The 16016-nt window shown below is 30.5% G+C and carries 12 protein-coding genes; 7 read left to right on the top strand and 5 right to left on the bottom strand.

What is annotated here, in order from left to right:
* Positions 1-319: 319 nt before the first annotated feature.
* Genes I130_RS07375 through I130_RS07360 form a run of 4 tightly spaced genes read left to right on the top strand, consistent with a single transcriptional unit; the run spans position 320 to position 7147 of the window.
* Positions 320-1498 carry an MBL fold metallo-hydrolase gene (locus tag I130_RS07375; RefSeq protein WP_051119646.1) on the top strand — a complete coding sequence of 393 codons (1179 nt, stop codon included), beginning with the start codon at positions 320-322 and terminating at the stop codon, positions 1496-1498.
* Positions 1498-6639 (top strand): trypsin-like peptidase domain-containing protein, encoded by a 5142-nt coding sequence (locus I130_RS07370; protein WP_034920876.1) that lies wholly within the window; start codon positions 1498-1500, stop codon positions 6637-6639. The genes I130_RS07375 and I130_RS07370 overlap by 1 nt, the downstream gene beginning before the upstream one ends.
* Entirely contained in the window at positions 6640-6897 is a 258-nt protein-coding gene (gene avs1c, locus I130_RS07365) for an AVAST type 1 anti-phage system protein Avs1c (protein ID WP_034920873.1), read from the top strand. It abuts the gene before it with no gap.
* Entirely contained in the window at positions 6881-7147 is a 267-nt protein-coding gene (locus I130_RS07360; protein ID WP_157480533.1) for a hypothetical protein, read from the top strand. The genes avs1c and I130_RS07360 overlap by 17 nt, the downstream gene beginning before the upstream one ends.
* A 377-nt stretch (positions 7148-7524) precedes the next feature.
* Here the strand turns inward: I130_RS07360 and I130_RS07355 are convergent, their stop codons facing one another.
* From I130_RS07355 to I130_RS07345, 3 genes are all read right to left on the bottom strand, one after another.
* A complete protein-coding gene (locus I130_RS07355) occupies positions 7525-8268 on the bottom strand; it encodes a hypothetical protein (RefSeq protein ID WP_157480531.1) in 744 nt (247 codons plus the stop codon).
* 40 nt (positions 8269-8308) lie between these two features.
* A complete protein-coding gene (locus I130_RS07350; RefSeq protein WP_051119645.1) occupies positions 8309-9604 on the bottom strand; it encodes an OmpA family protein in 1296 nt (431 codons plus the stop codon).
* A 683-nt stretch (positions 9605-10287) separates the two neighbouring features.
* Positions 10288-10881 (bottom strand): hypothetical protein, encoded by a 594-nt coding sequence (locus I130_RS07345; RefSeq protein WP_034920862.1) that lies wholly within the window; start codon positions 10879-10881, stop codon positions 10288-10290.
* Between the two features lie 500 nt (positions 10882-11381).
* Between I130_RS07345 and I130_RS07340 the strand changes: the two genes are divergently transcribed.
* Complete coding sequence (locus I130_RS07340) at positions 11382-12227, top strand: universal stress protein (protein WP_034920860.1); 846 nt, start codon at positions 11382-11384, stop codon at positions 12225-12227.
* Between the two features lie 334 nt (positions 12228-12561).
* Positions 12562-13065 (top strand): YybH family protein, encoded by a 504-nt coding sequence (locus tag I130_RS07335; RefSeq protein ID WP_034920856.1) that lies wholly within the window; start codon positions 12562-12564, stop codon positions 13063-13065.
* A gap of 141 nt (positions 13066-13206) precedes the next feature.
* On the opposite strand, the gene I130_RS07330 is transcribed toward I130_RS07335, so the two are convergent.
* Both I130_RS07330 and I130_RS07325 read right to left on the bottom strand, forming a co-directional pair.
* Positions 13207-13602 carry an NUDIX hydrolase gene (locus tag I130_RS07330; protein ID WP_034920853.1) on the bottom strand — a complete coding sequence of 132 codons (396 nt, stop codon included), beginning with the start codon at positions 13600-13602 and terminating at the stop codon, positions 13207-13209.
* Between the two features lie 166 nt (positions 13603-13768).
* Entirely contained in the window at positions 13769-14923 is a 1155-nt protein-coding gene (locus tag I130_RS07325) for a porin (RefSeq protein ID WP_034920851.1), read from the bottom strand.
* 642 nt (positions 14924-15565) lie between these two features.
* Here I130_RS07325 and I130_RS07320 point away from each other — a divergent pair.
* A complete protein-coding gene (locus tag I130_RS07320; protein WP_034920848.1) occupies positions 15566-15775 on the top strand; it encodes a hypothetical protein in 210 nt (69 codons plus the stop codon).
* Positions 15776-16016: the final 241 nt, after the last annotated feature.

Here is a 16016-nt window from a genome sequence, read left to right as displayed (position 1 = left end):
AATTTAATTAATTTAGGCTGAAATTTCAACCCTTCTTCCTGCATTTTGGAATTTCCAAATTTAGTTGACCCAATAATTAAACCTAGTTGATTTTATAGATCAATTAGAACAATGGGATAGGGCACAAAAATTACGATCATATATCGATCATCTATCTTGAAATGCTGAAATGTAAAGGATATTCAAAGTAGAGGCATGATCTCATCAAGTGGGAAAGAGAAAAAGCAGATAGGATGGATCCTACCAAAGAAAGAGAGATTGAAATATTAAAGGTTGTAAGTATGGAAAAATTTAATATAAGAAAATTTAAAATTTATTAATGGCTAAAAACTATTTAAAAGTTTATCCTGCTAATGACGGGGATAGTCTTATGCTTTCGGTTGATAATTTAAATATTTTAATTGATGGGGGATATGTAAATACATATCGTCAAAATATTAAAAAAGACTTAATTGAACTATCCAAAAATGGTCAAGCTTTGGATTATTTAATAGTCACCCATATCGATCAGGATCATATTTCTGGAATAGTAAAACTAATCGAAGAAAACAATAAAAGTAAGTTTATCCAAATTAATAATATCTGGCATAACTCTCTTAAACATATTCAAGCTAAGAGGGTTAAAAACACTCAATCTAGAAATCCAATTTTAGAATCTATATCAAAGCAAAACTATTTAAAAGAATTTAATAAAGGAGAACATAATATTAGTGCTACTCAGGGTTCAACACTAGCGGGATTAATTAGTGAAGGAAATTACAATTGGAACGAGCAATTCAGTAATAAAGCAATTTGTACAGAAAATAATAGGGTTATTAATTTAAGTAATAAAGTTCGGCTTATATTATTGTCACCTTCAAAGAAACAAATCCGAAGTTTAAATCTTTATTGGCGAAAAGAACTTCTAAAAGTGGGGTTTATAGATGAAATAACAGAAGATAAAATATTCGATGATGCCTTTGAAATTATGATTTCAAAACAGAAGCTAAAAAAAAGGGATAAGACTAAAAATATATCTGGAAATTACTATGAAATAAAAGAACTATTATCAAAACCGTTTACTGAAGATAATTCTGCTTCTAATGGTTCTTCAATTGCATTTGTAATAGAATTTGAAGAAAAAAAATTACTTTTTCTTGGAGATGCGCACTCCTCTGTTATAAAAGAGTCGCTTAAATCTTATTATGGTAATCAAGATAAGCTAAATTTCAATTTAATTAAAGTTGCTCACCACGGTAGTTTCCCAAATAACGATCCAGACTTAATTTCGATGCTTAATGCAGATAAATTAATATTCTCAACAAATGGTTCAAAAAATAATCATCCTGATAGAGAAACTGTTGCTCACTTCATTGATAAAAATGATACTGTAGTTAAATTTATTTTTAATTACCCCCTTACTCAGAGTCAACAACTTGTAAAATTAAAAAAAGAAAAATCATATAATTTCGAAGTCATTGAAGGTGATGGTATTAACCCAATATTAATAGAATTATAATGCAAAATATTATTAGCCAAGAGCAGATTGAAAAGATTACAATTCCTCTAACTTGCGGAGATTCAAATGGCTCAAGTTTCTTCGTTAAAGAAAATATACTTCTAACGGCACGTCATAATTTGCTTGAATGTTTGGAAGAAGGGGAACCGATTAAAATCTTTGATAAAGAATATGGGCTTACTAATATTATTGCGGAGGACAAATCATTAGATATGTGCTTAATTGAAGTTGATTTTTCAGCCCCAATATTTTCTTTAATAATAACGAAATTATTTTATAAACAAACTTGTACTCTATTTGGTTTTCCTACTTATTCACAAACTAATGGGGATCATTTAACTGGTAATGTTCATAAGATAGCAACAAACTCTCCATTTGACATAAGTATTCTTATGAACGGAATTGAGGATATTGACTATAGTGGGCTTTCAGGCGGTCCTGTTGTATCTAATGGGAAATTAATAGGAATGTCAAGATCGCAGAATGGAAATGAAATAGGTATAGTTTCATTTAAAAAAGCAAGCTACTTCCTCAATTCTAATGAAATCGTTGTGGTAGATGATCCATCTTTAGATCAAATACCTCACGGTTTGAAAAATACCGGTGAATACTCCATAGACAATACTCCAACAGAAAACGAATTAAATAACATATTATCTCAAAATGTATCTTGGATAATATGCACAGGGTCCCCTGGTTCTGGTAAAACTTTTTGTGCTAGTAATTTTGAACCATCTGAAAAAAAGAATATAATTTGTGGAAAATACTTCATTAAAATACCTCATGATGATCAACCTCTTGAAGTAAGAACTTCGACAAGATCGCTAATAAGGTGGATGGAAGTTCAAATATCCCAGCAATTAAATATTCATATTGATCAAATCGAAAAATTGGAAGATCGCATTTCAAGAATTGGAAATTTACTTCTTCAGTTATCACTGTCCGATAATTTATCTAATTTTATATTTCTCATAGATGGTTTAGATGAAGTTAAGAATATCGATTCTTTTCTTGGGATTTTCCCCGCAGAACTTCCTTCAAATATTAAAATCATTCTTTTTTGTATAGACAAAGAAATTTTACCTCACTTTTTAAAAAGAACTATTCAGTCCGATTTTGAGGTCAAATTGAAATCTTTAAAAATTGAACTCTGTGAAAATTTTATTCAATCCAAACTAAAGGATTATGAACTAAGTATTGATGCAGTCCAAAAATTAGCCATTAAATCAGAAGGCCATCCACTATATCTAAATTATCTTGTAAACTCTCTTTTAAGTTTGAATCTGGGAACGAATCAGGTAGAAGACTGGATTGAAAGTAATCCAAAAATTGAGGGAGATATCTCCTTATACTACCAAAGCCTTTGGAATAATTTTTTTAAGTCCAAAGAACGTTTATGGATAATTTCTACTATATCCCAATTTAGGAAACCAATTGAAAAAAAAATTCTAATTAATTCTTTACCTGATGAGATAAAATTTGCCTTCTATTCAGAATATAGTTCGATTGAATATTTAACGGCAGGCCAAGAAAGAATTGAATTATACCATCAATCCTTCAAGGACTTTATTACATCTAAGGTTCCTGAGATATTACCAGTAATACATGATAATATTTATAAATTTTGTGAATCAAATAAGAATCAAACTTATCAAATCGAGAACTGGCTTTATCATTATTTACAAAGCTCTAATTCTAAAAGAGCCGTCGATTCTTGTGAACAGACATGGGCTGACGATTCTTGCTTAATGAATATTTCTCCTGATCTGGTTATTGAAGATATTAGGAAGGCACTATCAATCTCAATTAGTAATTCCGATATTAATAATACAATAAGAATTCTATTGTTACTGCAAAGAATTGAATTTAGATACGATAGTGTTTTTGCAGATAATAGCTTTGAACTTTGTAAATCAATGATCTCATTTGGTAATTATGAGGGTGCTTTAAATTATCTCATAAGGGATAATCAGTTACTAGTTTCAGATTCCGACGCACTTCATTTTCTGCAGCAATTTTATGAATCCGAAGCTACTTCTGAGGCAAATATTCTTTTAGAAGTATTAGAATCAAACTTTAGAAAATATATTGAAAACGAATTTACCAAGCCAAAAGAGGATGAATTTTTTTCAATTAAACCATGGTTAATAATAATGCATGCTCATGCCTTATCAATTTACTCAAAAGGCGAAGAAGGTATTAAAGAATGTATGAGACTACAGAGCCATTTGAAAAGATTTCAAGACAGTGCAATAAAAGATGGTGCTGATGACGCTGCTAAAGCTTTTGCAGACTTAAGAGAAACAGGTGTAGCTTATTTTAACGCTTATACCCTTCGATATTCTGACTTATATATTTCCATTGATAAATTGGAGAAAATGACTCCAATAGAATTAGACAATACCTGGGCAAAATTAATAGCCTTAACACTAGTGTTCTTTGATGATTTTAATAACTATGATACTGGATTATATCTGGAAAAGACAGATAATTACAAAAGTTATATAAAAGATATTGAATATGTAATTGACACCTATGGTTTGGAGCAGAATTTACTCTCTTTAAAAGTTATTTTTAAAGCTTTATTTTATGATTCTTACAGGACAGACATTCTTGAGAATTTAATTGAAAATATAAAAGCATTAGATCTAGAAAATATAACGACCATTAAAGCAGAGAATGGAGTGGATCCCGAATTTTCTAAGGTAATTAATATTGAATTTACGGCCCTCTGCAATGGTTTTATTTACAATAAATCAGAGCTTCCTAACTTACCTAATATTAGTTCAAGGCGGAAGAGTTGGGAGTATTTTCTAATGGAAGTTATAGAAAAAGTTCATTTCTTAGAAGGGGTCCTGGTCAGAAAATCTAATCATGATTCTACATACCAACTCATCACATGTAAAACCTATTTAAAAAATATTTTAAATCTATTAGATTTTAATCTTGCTGAAAGAGCTTATTGGGATAGATCTTACTTTATTCCTGAATTAATACTTCCTGAAATTTATTCTAAAATAACTAATCTATACATATCCTTTTTTCCAGAAGAATTAAACCAATTATCTAGTTTCCTAACGAAAAACCATTTTACCCAATTAGGGCTATATAATGAGGGATACAGAAAAGTCTTATCTCGAATCATTGAAAATCTTTTAAAAGAAAATGAAGACTTTTCCTTAACCAAAATTTTAATTACTAATTTAAATGAATTTGTAAAGAATAATTTAGAAAATAGATGGGAAAGAACTCCTGAATCACTTTCTATTTGCGAATACTACAATTATGCCGGTGACCGGGATCGAGCTTTACAAACCTTTCAGGATGTATTAAAAACTTCGATGGGACCATCTTGGTATAAAGAAGCTCAATACGAAATACTTAATAGAGTTTTAAGCCTTCCTGATACTTCTAATTTTGTTAAGAATGCCGATAAAATTGCTTTTCTTTTAGATGAAGCTTCGGGAGAAATGACATTTCAAAGGTACGTTCGAGTTGAAAAAGAAAGTTTTATTGGCAATTTAACCAAGAAAAAAATGGTTAAGGCTGCAATTGATTATTATAAATTTGAAATCCTTCCACCAAAAGAAATGTTAATTAAAAATGCCGAATTCTATAACTTTGATCAATTGGAAGAAGGTGAAAGTTATAATCGAGGTGCTTTAAATATTAGGCCAGAAGGTGGAATATTACAGCTAATAAAAAACACCAAATTAAGTCCTGAAATAAAAATAATATTCTCCTACATCTTCATTTTAAGGGATGAGGTTTTTAGGTTTAATCCTGATTTCTCAGAAATTATTGCTTATAATCTCAATGAAATCAATGATTCCAATTTAAAAATTGTCTTATTTGACTTATTAGAGGAGATCTACAATTCTAATGAGATAAAAGGCGAAGAAAGAATTCTTACGGCCGCGCTAAATAAGGGTGTAAATATCTCAACAAAAACTAAAATTAATAATCATTTTAAGAAAAAAAGTTTAGCTGTACAATTAAATTTAAATGAGGTTAAAGATGTTGAAAAAGAGACTAATGAAAATGATGCTTTTGGCAATCTGAATAATAAATTAAAAACCTTTAAAAATAACGAATTCATATCTAAAGCTATTAAAACTTTCGATGAAGAAAGAGTAAGCATATGGATGAGAAGATGGTCAACAACCTCAATAAAGACTAAAGAACTTATTAAGGACGCCCTAAAAGATTCTAATGACTTACTAGCCCACTTAGGAGAGTCTATTCTAAACCAAGAAGAAGAATCGTGGGTGATAGCAGATGAAATATTGAATTTTGGTGAGAGAATTTTCAATTCGGAGGAAGTTCTATCAATAAACAAATTGGTCCAAGAACATATAAGCTTAATTACTTACAGAAATAAAACTGTCAGTGATAAATATAATTGGCTCAAACTGGAAAATTATCCTGAAAATAATTTAGAAGAAAGTAATTCTTTAGTTTTTGAATTACTCCAATGGTTTTTAATTTTTCCTGAAGAAAGCATTAGATTCAAAGCATATAAAAGCCTATCAATTCTCACTAAATATGTGCCAGAAATTTATATACCTAGTCTTTTTCAAACTGTTAAAAGTACAGAGCCTCTTGAACTAAGGGTTTTATGCTCAAAAATAATTGTGGAGAGTTTTCAAGAAGATAAAATTAAGAATTTTAAAATCGGGAAAATTGTTGATCAATTAATATTTGCCATTAAAGATTCTGATTTAATCTATATTAAAACCTTAAAAGACGTCTTCAATCTTATAGAGGATAAAGATTATGAAAAACTACTCCAGAAAAAAATCACGAATGAGTTCAATTCGGAAATTTATAAAGGAGGAGATATTTATTTTGATGACAAAAGATTTGAAGTCATAAATTTTGAATTAGAATTATTGAGTGATAAGAATTATTTACATCCTAAATTATGTAAGGAGCTTTCACATAAAGCAGATAGACTTTTAACTCGAAAAGAAATCATTTTGCTTCAAAAGCAAAATAAATATACAAGACAAAGCTTTCCGCAATCTAAAGTTATCCCCGACTTTTATAGAGAACGGACACTTGAAATTTTAAATAAATCAATAATGGCTATTGTTAATCTTGAAAATTTAGATGAAATATATGATATAATCAATAATTAAATGAAAGCAAAGAGAGCCCATATAGAATCTAGAAAAGAATTTGAAAGAAATTTAAATATTCTTATAGAGAGGATGCGAGAGGGAAAAATTCATTTTAGCCGAGGAATTGAAGGTATTCATAAAACAGAAATCAGTTTACTTAGAGCTAGAGGATTACCTAACAAAAGATTTGATTTTAATACGGTAAACGAAATGCTAAGATTACTAGCAAACACTTCCGCACAGTTTGACAATGATGAATATGAGAAAAAAGAGTAAATATGGAATGCCCCCACCGAAAACCAGAGCGGAATTCGAGCGGAATGTTAATTTGATTATTGAGGAAATAAGGATGGCTGAGGATAGAAATGACGATGATCTTCTAAGAAATAGATCTTTTTTTACTTTCCGGCATTTAAATCAGCTTCAATATTTTCCTAACCAAAGAATTGAAATTAGAACTATAAACGAACTATTAAGGAATCAAGCTAACATGACAAATTGGATGTCTTTAATGAATAAACCATGATATATAATTTTTAAAGAATTAAATGGTGTAATTGTAAATTTAAAAAATAGTGACTATTGGTGATTGATGTGTTACTTTCCTGGCCCTTTTGTAGCTATATTACACCCCAAACTCTGAAGCTACCTGTGTTTTATGGAAAGACAACTTCTGTATTGGCAAGTAAACTCATCTTAAGAGAATCATGTAAAAATCAAGGGTCTGGATAAACTAAAACTTCAAGAGTAAGGTCACTTTTAAGTATACGATTCTGGATATATAAATCCTTTCAAGATTTCAGCTTAAGTAAGTCACTGACGACTCAATTTTCTAGAATTAGTGAAGAAAGTAATATTAGAAGGATGGTATTATTAATTAATTCTTTCAATTATTATCTTTTTTCAAATCTTTAATTGTACCCACATAATATCTTCTGGAAGAGTCTTAATTGAACTTATTTCGGTTTTAGAGGGAACCACTTTTCCATTTGAATCTGTGAAAATTTCAGTAATCATATATTTAACTATATTCCAACCCTTTTGAAGTTCTAAATTCGTTAGGGTACTATTTTTATAATTCTCTTCTCCACTACCTGTATATGCCGGGATTATACATTCTCCATTTACAGATGCAGCTTCTTCTGCAAAAAACCATCGTAAATAATAGCCTTTTACAATGTTTTCTTGCTCATAAGAATGTAACCATTCTGCAATCTCAGGTTGACTTACCGCGTACATTACACCACCCTCATTTTTGCCGTCCTTATCACTAATTTCTGGATTGGGGACACCTATTAAAAATGCTTCCCTATTTTCATATTCCATTTCAGCACCAAAGCATTCAAAAGTTGTACCTACAGTATTAAAGCTAATTTCCCAACCCGAGGACGCATTCTCTCCTGCTTTTTCTGCCTGTACTTTGATTGTTGTTAAATAATCCTTGTCCAGTGGAATGTTGAAATCACCTTTAGCATTTATTTCCCCAATTTGGATTCTATCTCTTGCTAGCATATCATAGGAATTAATTATTCCCTCACCCATAGAATAATTTGAAATGGTGCCGGTAATGGATTCTTGAGCATTGCTTGAAAAACCAAATAAGATAGTTATCACAATAACTAGGATATTATTTTTTGTTGTTGTCATAAGAATTAGCATGAATGATTCTAAAAATTTTATTATGTTTCTAAAGCTTAACAAACTCTACTCTTCTGTTATTTGCTCTGCCTTTTTCAGTATTATTATCATCTAAAGCTTCCGTTTCACCTTTGCCCATAAATTGTAATCTATCTTCACGTATCCCGAATTCTTCTACAAAAATCTGCTTTACGGTCTCTGCCCTATTTTCAGAAAGATTGAGATTGTAATCCTGCTCACCTCTATTATCGGTATGTCCAACTATTTGTAAAGTAATATCATCATTGTCGCGAAGCATATTAGCGATATCCAATAGAATACCATACGATTCCTTTTTTACTATCCACGAGTCAGTTTCGAAGTAAATTCCAGTAGTACTAAATTTTCCGTTCTTAAGGAGTAATGATCTTAAATCTTCAGTAGCTTCGGAAATACGAAAATTAGATACCCCAACAAAATGTCCTTTTTCAGGTAAAATATCTCTTGCTTCAATTATAAAATATTTACCAATATTAGCTTGCAATAAATTTGGTGAATCCACCATCTTTTCTTCATTCACCCACATTCGTAGGCGTTTATTATTTACGGCGATAGAAATATGAACCTGATTATTTAGATATTCTGGTATTTCCCTATCAATCTCATTTCCAATTTTAACTTCAACTTCACCCCCAAAATTTTCAACATTTCTCACATTAAAACCATTGTTAGAAAGTAAAATTTCTATGTCAGCTAAAGTTCCTCCAGCACCCATAGAATATGCCTTCTTAGATAAGAATGCTATATATAATTTACTGATAGGTTTTCCACTACCATAACCATTATTAGCCAAATCGAATTCAATAGTATAATTTTCGGGGAGCGTATTTTCTAAAGTTGGCATGTACCCAGATCGTCTAACCAAGGAAAGCCATTTGGCGTCTGATCCGCTTATCGTAACAATCTCCCCAGAGCCACCAGTTTCCCAATTTGCTGGGAAATCACCTGTTGCGTCTGTCGCAAAATCATCATAAAATAAGAGCTTATTTCCCGGAACAAAAGTGAAATCAGAATATACCCCAAATCCGTTTTGCTCTACATTAGTATGTTCAATCCTTTCAGCACTGGATTTCTTGTCTTGTCTGTTAGATATACTTTTATTCCCTTTTTCACCTTTTTTACCATCTAAAATGGTATCCATCACTTTTCCTGTCTCACGACTAACTTTCTGTTCAGATTTTCTAAGCACTGCATTTTCAGCTGCATTTTCCACACGCTTTCCAAGTTTTTTTAAAATTTGAGCCTGATTTGTTTGTACTGATGCCAATACAATTAGAAATACTAATAAGATTTTAATATTTTTCATTTTATAAACCTTTTAAATTATTTTCTCTTATATAATAGCTGCAAACATTTGCATTCATCATTTTTTCGCTCAAATTTCCAAAACTTGAAATAGACTTTTCAAATTTTGAATGTGTTTTAAGCATACACTTTAAAATGAAATTTTAACAGACATCAATTAATTGAAACATCTATTTGAAAACTTATAATTCTAGGGGGAAAGAAATTCACTGTTCTTCAGAAATTAGAACAGTTCAAAAGTTGTAGGATATACTTTCGAATATCTAAATTTAAAACATTTTTTTCATTAATAATAGAAAGTAAAACATAAGTGTATCTATTATTTAACAACATCCTTTTATCCGCATATTTATTTAAGTAACTGATAATGAATCTAGGCTGGATTATCACTGAATATGTTGATCAAAGTGATCTGCAGTGGATTATGAAAGTGGGCATACTAATTCTGCTAAAATATAATCTCAGTTAGCTATTTATAGTTCTAAAAATAAATGATTGCCTTATATAAATAAACTTTGAAATAGAATCTGAATGAACTTTATATCTTACAAGGAACTTTCCATTATGTAATTAAAGGTCATCTATAACTCAATAATCAAATAACCCTATACATTTAGTAAGGATATAAAATCATTAATAATTTATATTATCCCGATGTTAACCCGAATTGATTTATAGCTATCCCTACTTCCAAATTTTATAATTGATCACAAGCTTCTTAGTTTGAATTAGATTTCGCCAATCTATAAAGAATAGGCAGAAAAGAAAAACTATGCTTAATACTAAGCTTGCGATTGATTGCCAAGAGAATATGTTCTCTATAAGACTTTCAATATTTTCAGATGCGTATTTACCCAAATGTAGTGCGATCGTGTCACTTGTGAATTTCCCAATGATAAATGCGGGAATAATATATATGGGTTTTAATTTTGAAATTCCAGCCCATAAAAAAAGCGGTGTGGTAGGAAGTGGTAATAAAGAATATGCCAGCACAATTGCTTGACCCTTCCATTTATTATCTCTCATTTTAGCCCCAAAGAATTGAATGTCATTATTCTTGGATTCTTTTAAATACTTATTCGCTAATAATGGCGCATATAATAGCAAAATGTATCTGCCTAAAACAGATCCCGCTACACCTATTATAATTACTGCCCACACATTCAATCCAAAAATGATCTGAATAAACATCATTATAGTAAATGCAGGTGGAAAAGGAAAAGGAACTATGTCAAACAATAAGGCACCTAAAAAAACTAATACATATTGCCACCACATTTTTATTTTTTTTACTTATTTTTCTGTCTAAAAATTACAACAAGATTATATAAAAATATAAATATCTTTAACTTTAGTGTTACTGAAAGATAGCGAAACACATTGGATTAACTTTTTATAAAACATGGAATTATATATTAGAAAATATAATATTTGTATTTCAATTTTTATGAAGCAGAAACTATTATAAAGTTGCTGCTTTTTTTGCTTTATTAATTTAAAATCTTACTTATTCGAATCTCAAAAATTTCGCGAGAAGTTGAAAAATATAAATATCTGTTGCTAGGGTTAAAAAGTAGAATAACTGAAACTCTTACAATTAATATAATTGCAGCTTATTGGTAATTTTCAATTCAAGAACCACAAGGTGATTCCTGAATTTAATCACGTGTGGATTTCTAATATTCATTGTTTAAATAAGATTTTCAGTAGGAAAATAAAAATATTGGGAAATTAGTTTTAGTATATTTACATAAATCCCTAATTAATCAACTCATTCTATGGAGAAGAAAATTCTTATTCCTACCAATTTTACTAAACATGCCTGGAATAACTTGGTTTATGCTTTAAATCTTTACAAAGATATTCCCTGTATTTTTTATATTTTAAATGTTTATGATGCCCCTACAAGGATTTCCCTAGGAAAGAATAATAATTCTGAGCTGGAAACCGCAAAGACTGAATCTGAAGAAGGATTACATAAAATTCGACAAGGTTTAAATTTCAGACAAGAAAACAAGAAGCATCAGTTTGAAACGATATCAAGCAATAAAGATCTTGCCGTAGCCATGCAGGAATGTGTAGACACGTATAAAATAGATCTTATCTTAATGGTTTCCCGAGGCGATAATATTTCGATAAATACCGCTGTTAATAACGAAATTTCAGAAGTGACCGAAAAGGTAGAAAATTGCCCTTTTCTGGTTCTACCCGAACTAATGAAAGAATTACCAAAATCTAATAGAGAAATAGTGTTCCCTACCACTTTTAAATTTCCATTTAAAGATAAAGAAATGGTAGCGCTTATAGATATGTCCAATTTTCTGAATGCAAGCATTAGGATCTTGTATATAGATAGCGATAACAGACCTCTAACTAAAGCGCAAGAACAAAACAGAGAAACGCTGAAAACCTATTTTGCTAAAGTTAAATTCAGCTTTCATAAACTCACGCAAACTACCCTTACTATGGGAGTTCATTTATTTATTGAAAGTAGGGATAGTAATTTTCTAGCGCTTTATAAACGAAAGCAGGGATTTTTTAGAAAACTCTTTTCACAGCGAATTAAGGAAGACATAGATTTTAATCCAAAAGTGCCAGTATTGATCTTAAAGGAAATGGAATAAGTATGAAGTTGTAAATATGAAACTGAAGCCATTATCCTTGGAGAATATATAGTTCAGTTTTAATTGAAATAGCTTTTAATTAAATTATAAAATTGGCAAGCCTCGATCTTTATGTATCCTGCGATTGATAGACAACTCCAATCTAAATCTGTGTACAAAAACCATCTAACCAGAATTGGTACATACAAAATTTTTAATCTAAATCAAAAATGAATTATTTAGCAATTCACTTTTTAGGAGTATAGTTTCTTAACAGCAAAATTACTTAAAATGCAGTCCTTTGTAGTTCTAAGCTTTAGTTGTACCTTGATAATCAAACCAATACAAAACAATTATGAGAAAAAACATCAGATTATTCACGGTTTTAGCATTTATGACTTTAATTGTTTCGGCCTGCGCAAATAAAGAGAAAGAAGAAGTACAAGAAAAAGAAGTCCTTAATATGGAAGCGGTAAAAAGTGAAATCCAAGCGATGGAAGATGCCTATTCGGCTGGTGAAAAAGCTAAGGATGTCGATGCTGTAGCAGCCTATTATAGCGACGATGCCATGACTTATAGCAGAAACAAACAACCTATTTCAGGCAAAGCAGCTATAAAGGAGAACATTGCAAATAATATGGCAAATGATACCACAGGGAATTATAATGTCTACAAAATAGTAGACTTATTTGCTGAAGGGAATACTGCCGTTGAGATTGGATCATGGACAGAATTCGATGCTTCGGGTAAAGAATTGGAGAATGGTAATTACATGTCTTATTTCCAAAAACGAGATGGCAAATATGTTTGTGTAAGAGATATGAGTACCACTACAGCTCCTGTTAAATCTGGAATTTAAGTGGAATACCGAGCAAAATATTAAATAACAATTTGCTTACGATCATAATTAGCTTAATGGTGTGAGATAAGATGTATGCTTATCTAACACCATTTTTTTTAATTTACATCTAAAGCACTAAATTTAAATGGACTTTAAATATCATTTTAACTCTCCTTTATCTTTAAGGAAGTCAAATATTATTTTATCAACCGCAGAAACTGTATCTATATCGGTGAAATTCAGCCATTTTATTTCCTCAATTTCATTATTCGGTTTTAGAACTCCATTAAAGTCGGCAGAGTAACAAGTCATTTTAACTATTATCCCATCTTTCATTCCGTCCGATTGCGCTTTAAAAGTACCGATATATTTATAAGAGTTTGGGATAATTTCAACACTCAGTTCTTCTCGTATCTCCCTGATCAATGTTTGTTCATCAGATTCTCCGAGTTCTCTTTTTCCTCCAGGGAAATAATACTTGTTTTTCCCTTTGGATTTAGTGCTTAGAACTTGGCCGTCTTTGATCTTTATCAAGGCTATTTTGTCAATTTCCATTTTTGAATTTATGATTTTTTATTTGCTATTAGACTATTGACTACAGAATAAGGTCAAAAGTAATTATTCATCCCAAAAGCGGTCAGGATTGTCGGATTAGAATTGATTAATTGGAGAAGTAAATTATTAAAGAGATGTGCAGGCTCAGGTCTACTTTACTATAATCTTATAACAACAATAAGGGAGCAATAAAGCCCAGCCTTACTTCATTTCGGTTATAATTCGCTGCACCAAAATTTTCTATAGCATAATTGGTATGATCAAAGTACCTGCCTATATAAGCAAAGAAAAAGCGGACATCAATATTTTTAAATGGAATATAATAAACAGTAGGAACTATTCCATAGCTTGTTCTTAAACGTTTAGGCTCGCTTGCCAAATTACCATACGCATTGCTGGTCATAAGGCTTATTAATCCTGTGAATCTTGGGCTAAAGCGATATTCAGCTCGTAACCAATTTTCTATATACATAGCATCTTCAGCGACCGTTTCACTAGCAAGAATATTTGTTACTATTCCCTTCGTATCAACCTCCTCATAACTATAATTAAAATCATACATAAGTGTGAGATTATTGTTTTGGTATTTGTTACCTAAAGTAAAAAAATAGGTCCCTTTACTCTTTACCTGATTTGAATAACTAAGACTATAAATGGTTTGGAATTTTTTATCGAAAAAGTTTCCCCGCCAGTTTGTAACAAGTGCCACCGGCCAATCAGGTTCTTGGATGTTGTCTGTAACTATATCCCCATAAAGATCTTCATAATGCATCGTTCGAGAGTTTAAGATCTGAAATCCAAACTTATGCTTTTTAGAATTTTGGTAAGTAATTCCGGCACCAGTAACAAATGCAAGAGCATTGCTTTGAATATCATTATATTCCAAAACATCTAAAGCTTGGAACTCATATTCATAGCCTCCATAAAACGCATATGTTTTCCCTATTATAATATTAAGGTTCGGACTAGCATTGATGTCTATATAAGCTAGTTCTATATTGCTGCCAAGTTGATCTAAAGATTGCACCTCGCCGCCTTTATTAAATCGGTTTCTAAAATGAAAATTTAGTTTTTCGTGAAGTTTTGCAGAAATTCCAAGTGCAGTATACCCGTTTTCAAACTGAATACCGTTATAATATCGATCTCCGCCTCTAAAGGTATAGGCCTGAAACTCTGTACGCAGATCGAATGTGATATTAATATTTTTTAAAAGCTTTTCCTTTTCTATGGAGAATATAGGTTCTGCCATACTATCATTCACCTGTGAAAATCCTATAAGAGGAATTAATAATAGAAGGCTTTTAAAAATGGAATTTATCATTAATAATAGGAGTTTAGGATTTATGTGTTCGCGGAAATACGGGCAGATAAATCCACTATCTAAATATGTTCGGGTAAATTGAAATTACTTAAGTAACCGTTCCTTTATAAAACTACTGAATATTATTGAAAACTTATAAAGACTAATAAAATCTATTTAACCTTAGATTTACAAATTTTTGATTCTTTCTTTATAAACTCTACAGCAGCAGACATTTTTTCCATTTGCTCATATCTTAATAAAACTTATAGAACATTTTCAGTAAAATTGCCAAAAACTGTAGAATCGGTTTGTATAATTGAAGCATTTTCATGAATAGTAAGTATGTTTTTTTAAAATACTAAATACTTTTTCTTAATTTTTTTGCAAAAATCCACCAATCAGAAGGCTTAACAGGGTGGAAATTTCAGCAGAAATCCTTACCTTTGCAATTAATTAAAGGAAATGCCGTATTTTATGAGACTTTCTTAGTCCTATTGTAAAATAAAAATCCAACAAAGCTCGTAGAATGGCATTAAAAGAAATAATATTTGGCTTGAGAAGTAATCAAGTTCAATAAAATTTCTTTAACTCCTTTTTTTATTATATGTTTAATAATTAAACCCTTAGGTTACATTAATTGTAATCATTGAAATAGCAAATATGGGAAGACCTTCCACTAAACCAAAAGATTTAAGAGACGGATTTTATATTGAGGTTCGTAATAAAAATCAAAGAACGGCCATAAAAATCCGTAGAGATACTAAAGAGCAACTTATACATGCTATAGAAGAGTATCGTAAAAACAAAGAAGTTACTGTCCTTGGACAATCCAAGAAGGGTAAAATGGTTGAGATCCCTGGGGTAAGCTAGGAATTTTATTCGGTTTGGATGTGTATCTTCAAATATGCATATTCTAAATAAGAATCACTTAAAAGAGCATTGTACATTTTACAACCTATTCTAGCCTTTAAACTAATGTTACTTGTAAATTTTCATATTCTTTGTTAGATTTCTTTTTAAAACTGAAAACTCATTAGCAATTAAATTTTGTTATTTAGATAGCATTATTTAAATTCTATGTGCTTAAGATATCTTTAAACCTGAAATAATC

Source organism: Gillisia sp. CAL575 (assembly GCF_000403785.1).
In the GTDB taxonomy this organism is placed as follows: Bacteria; Bacteroidota; Bacteroidia; order Flavobacteriales; family Flavobacteriaceae; genus Gillisia.
This window is presented reverse-complemented; position numbering and strand designations above follow the sequence as displayed.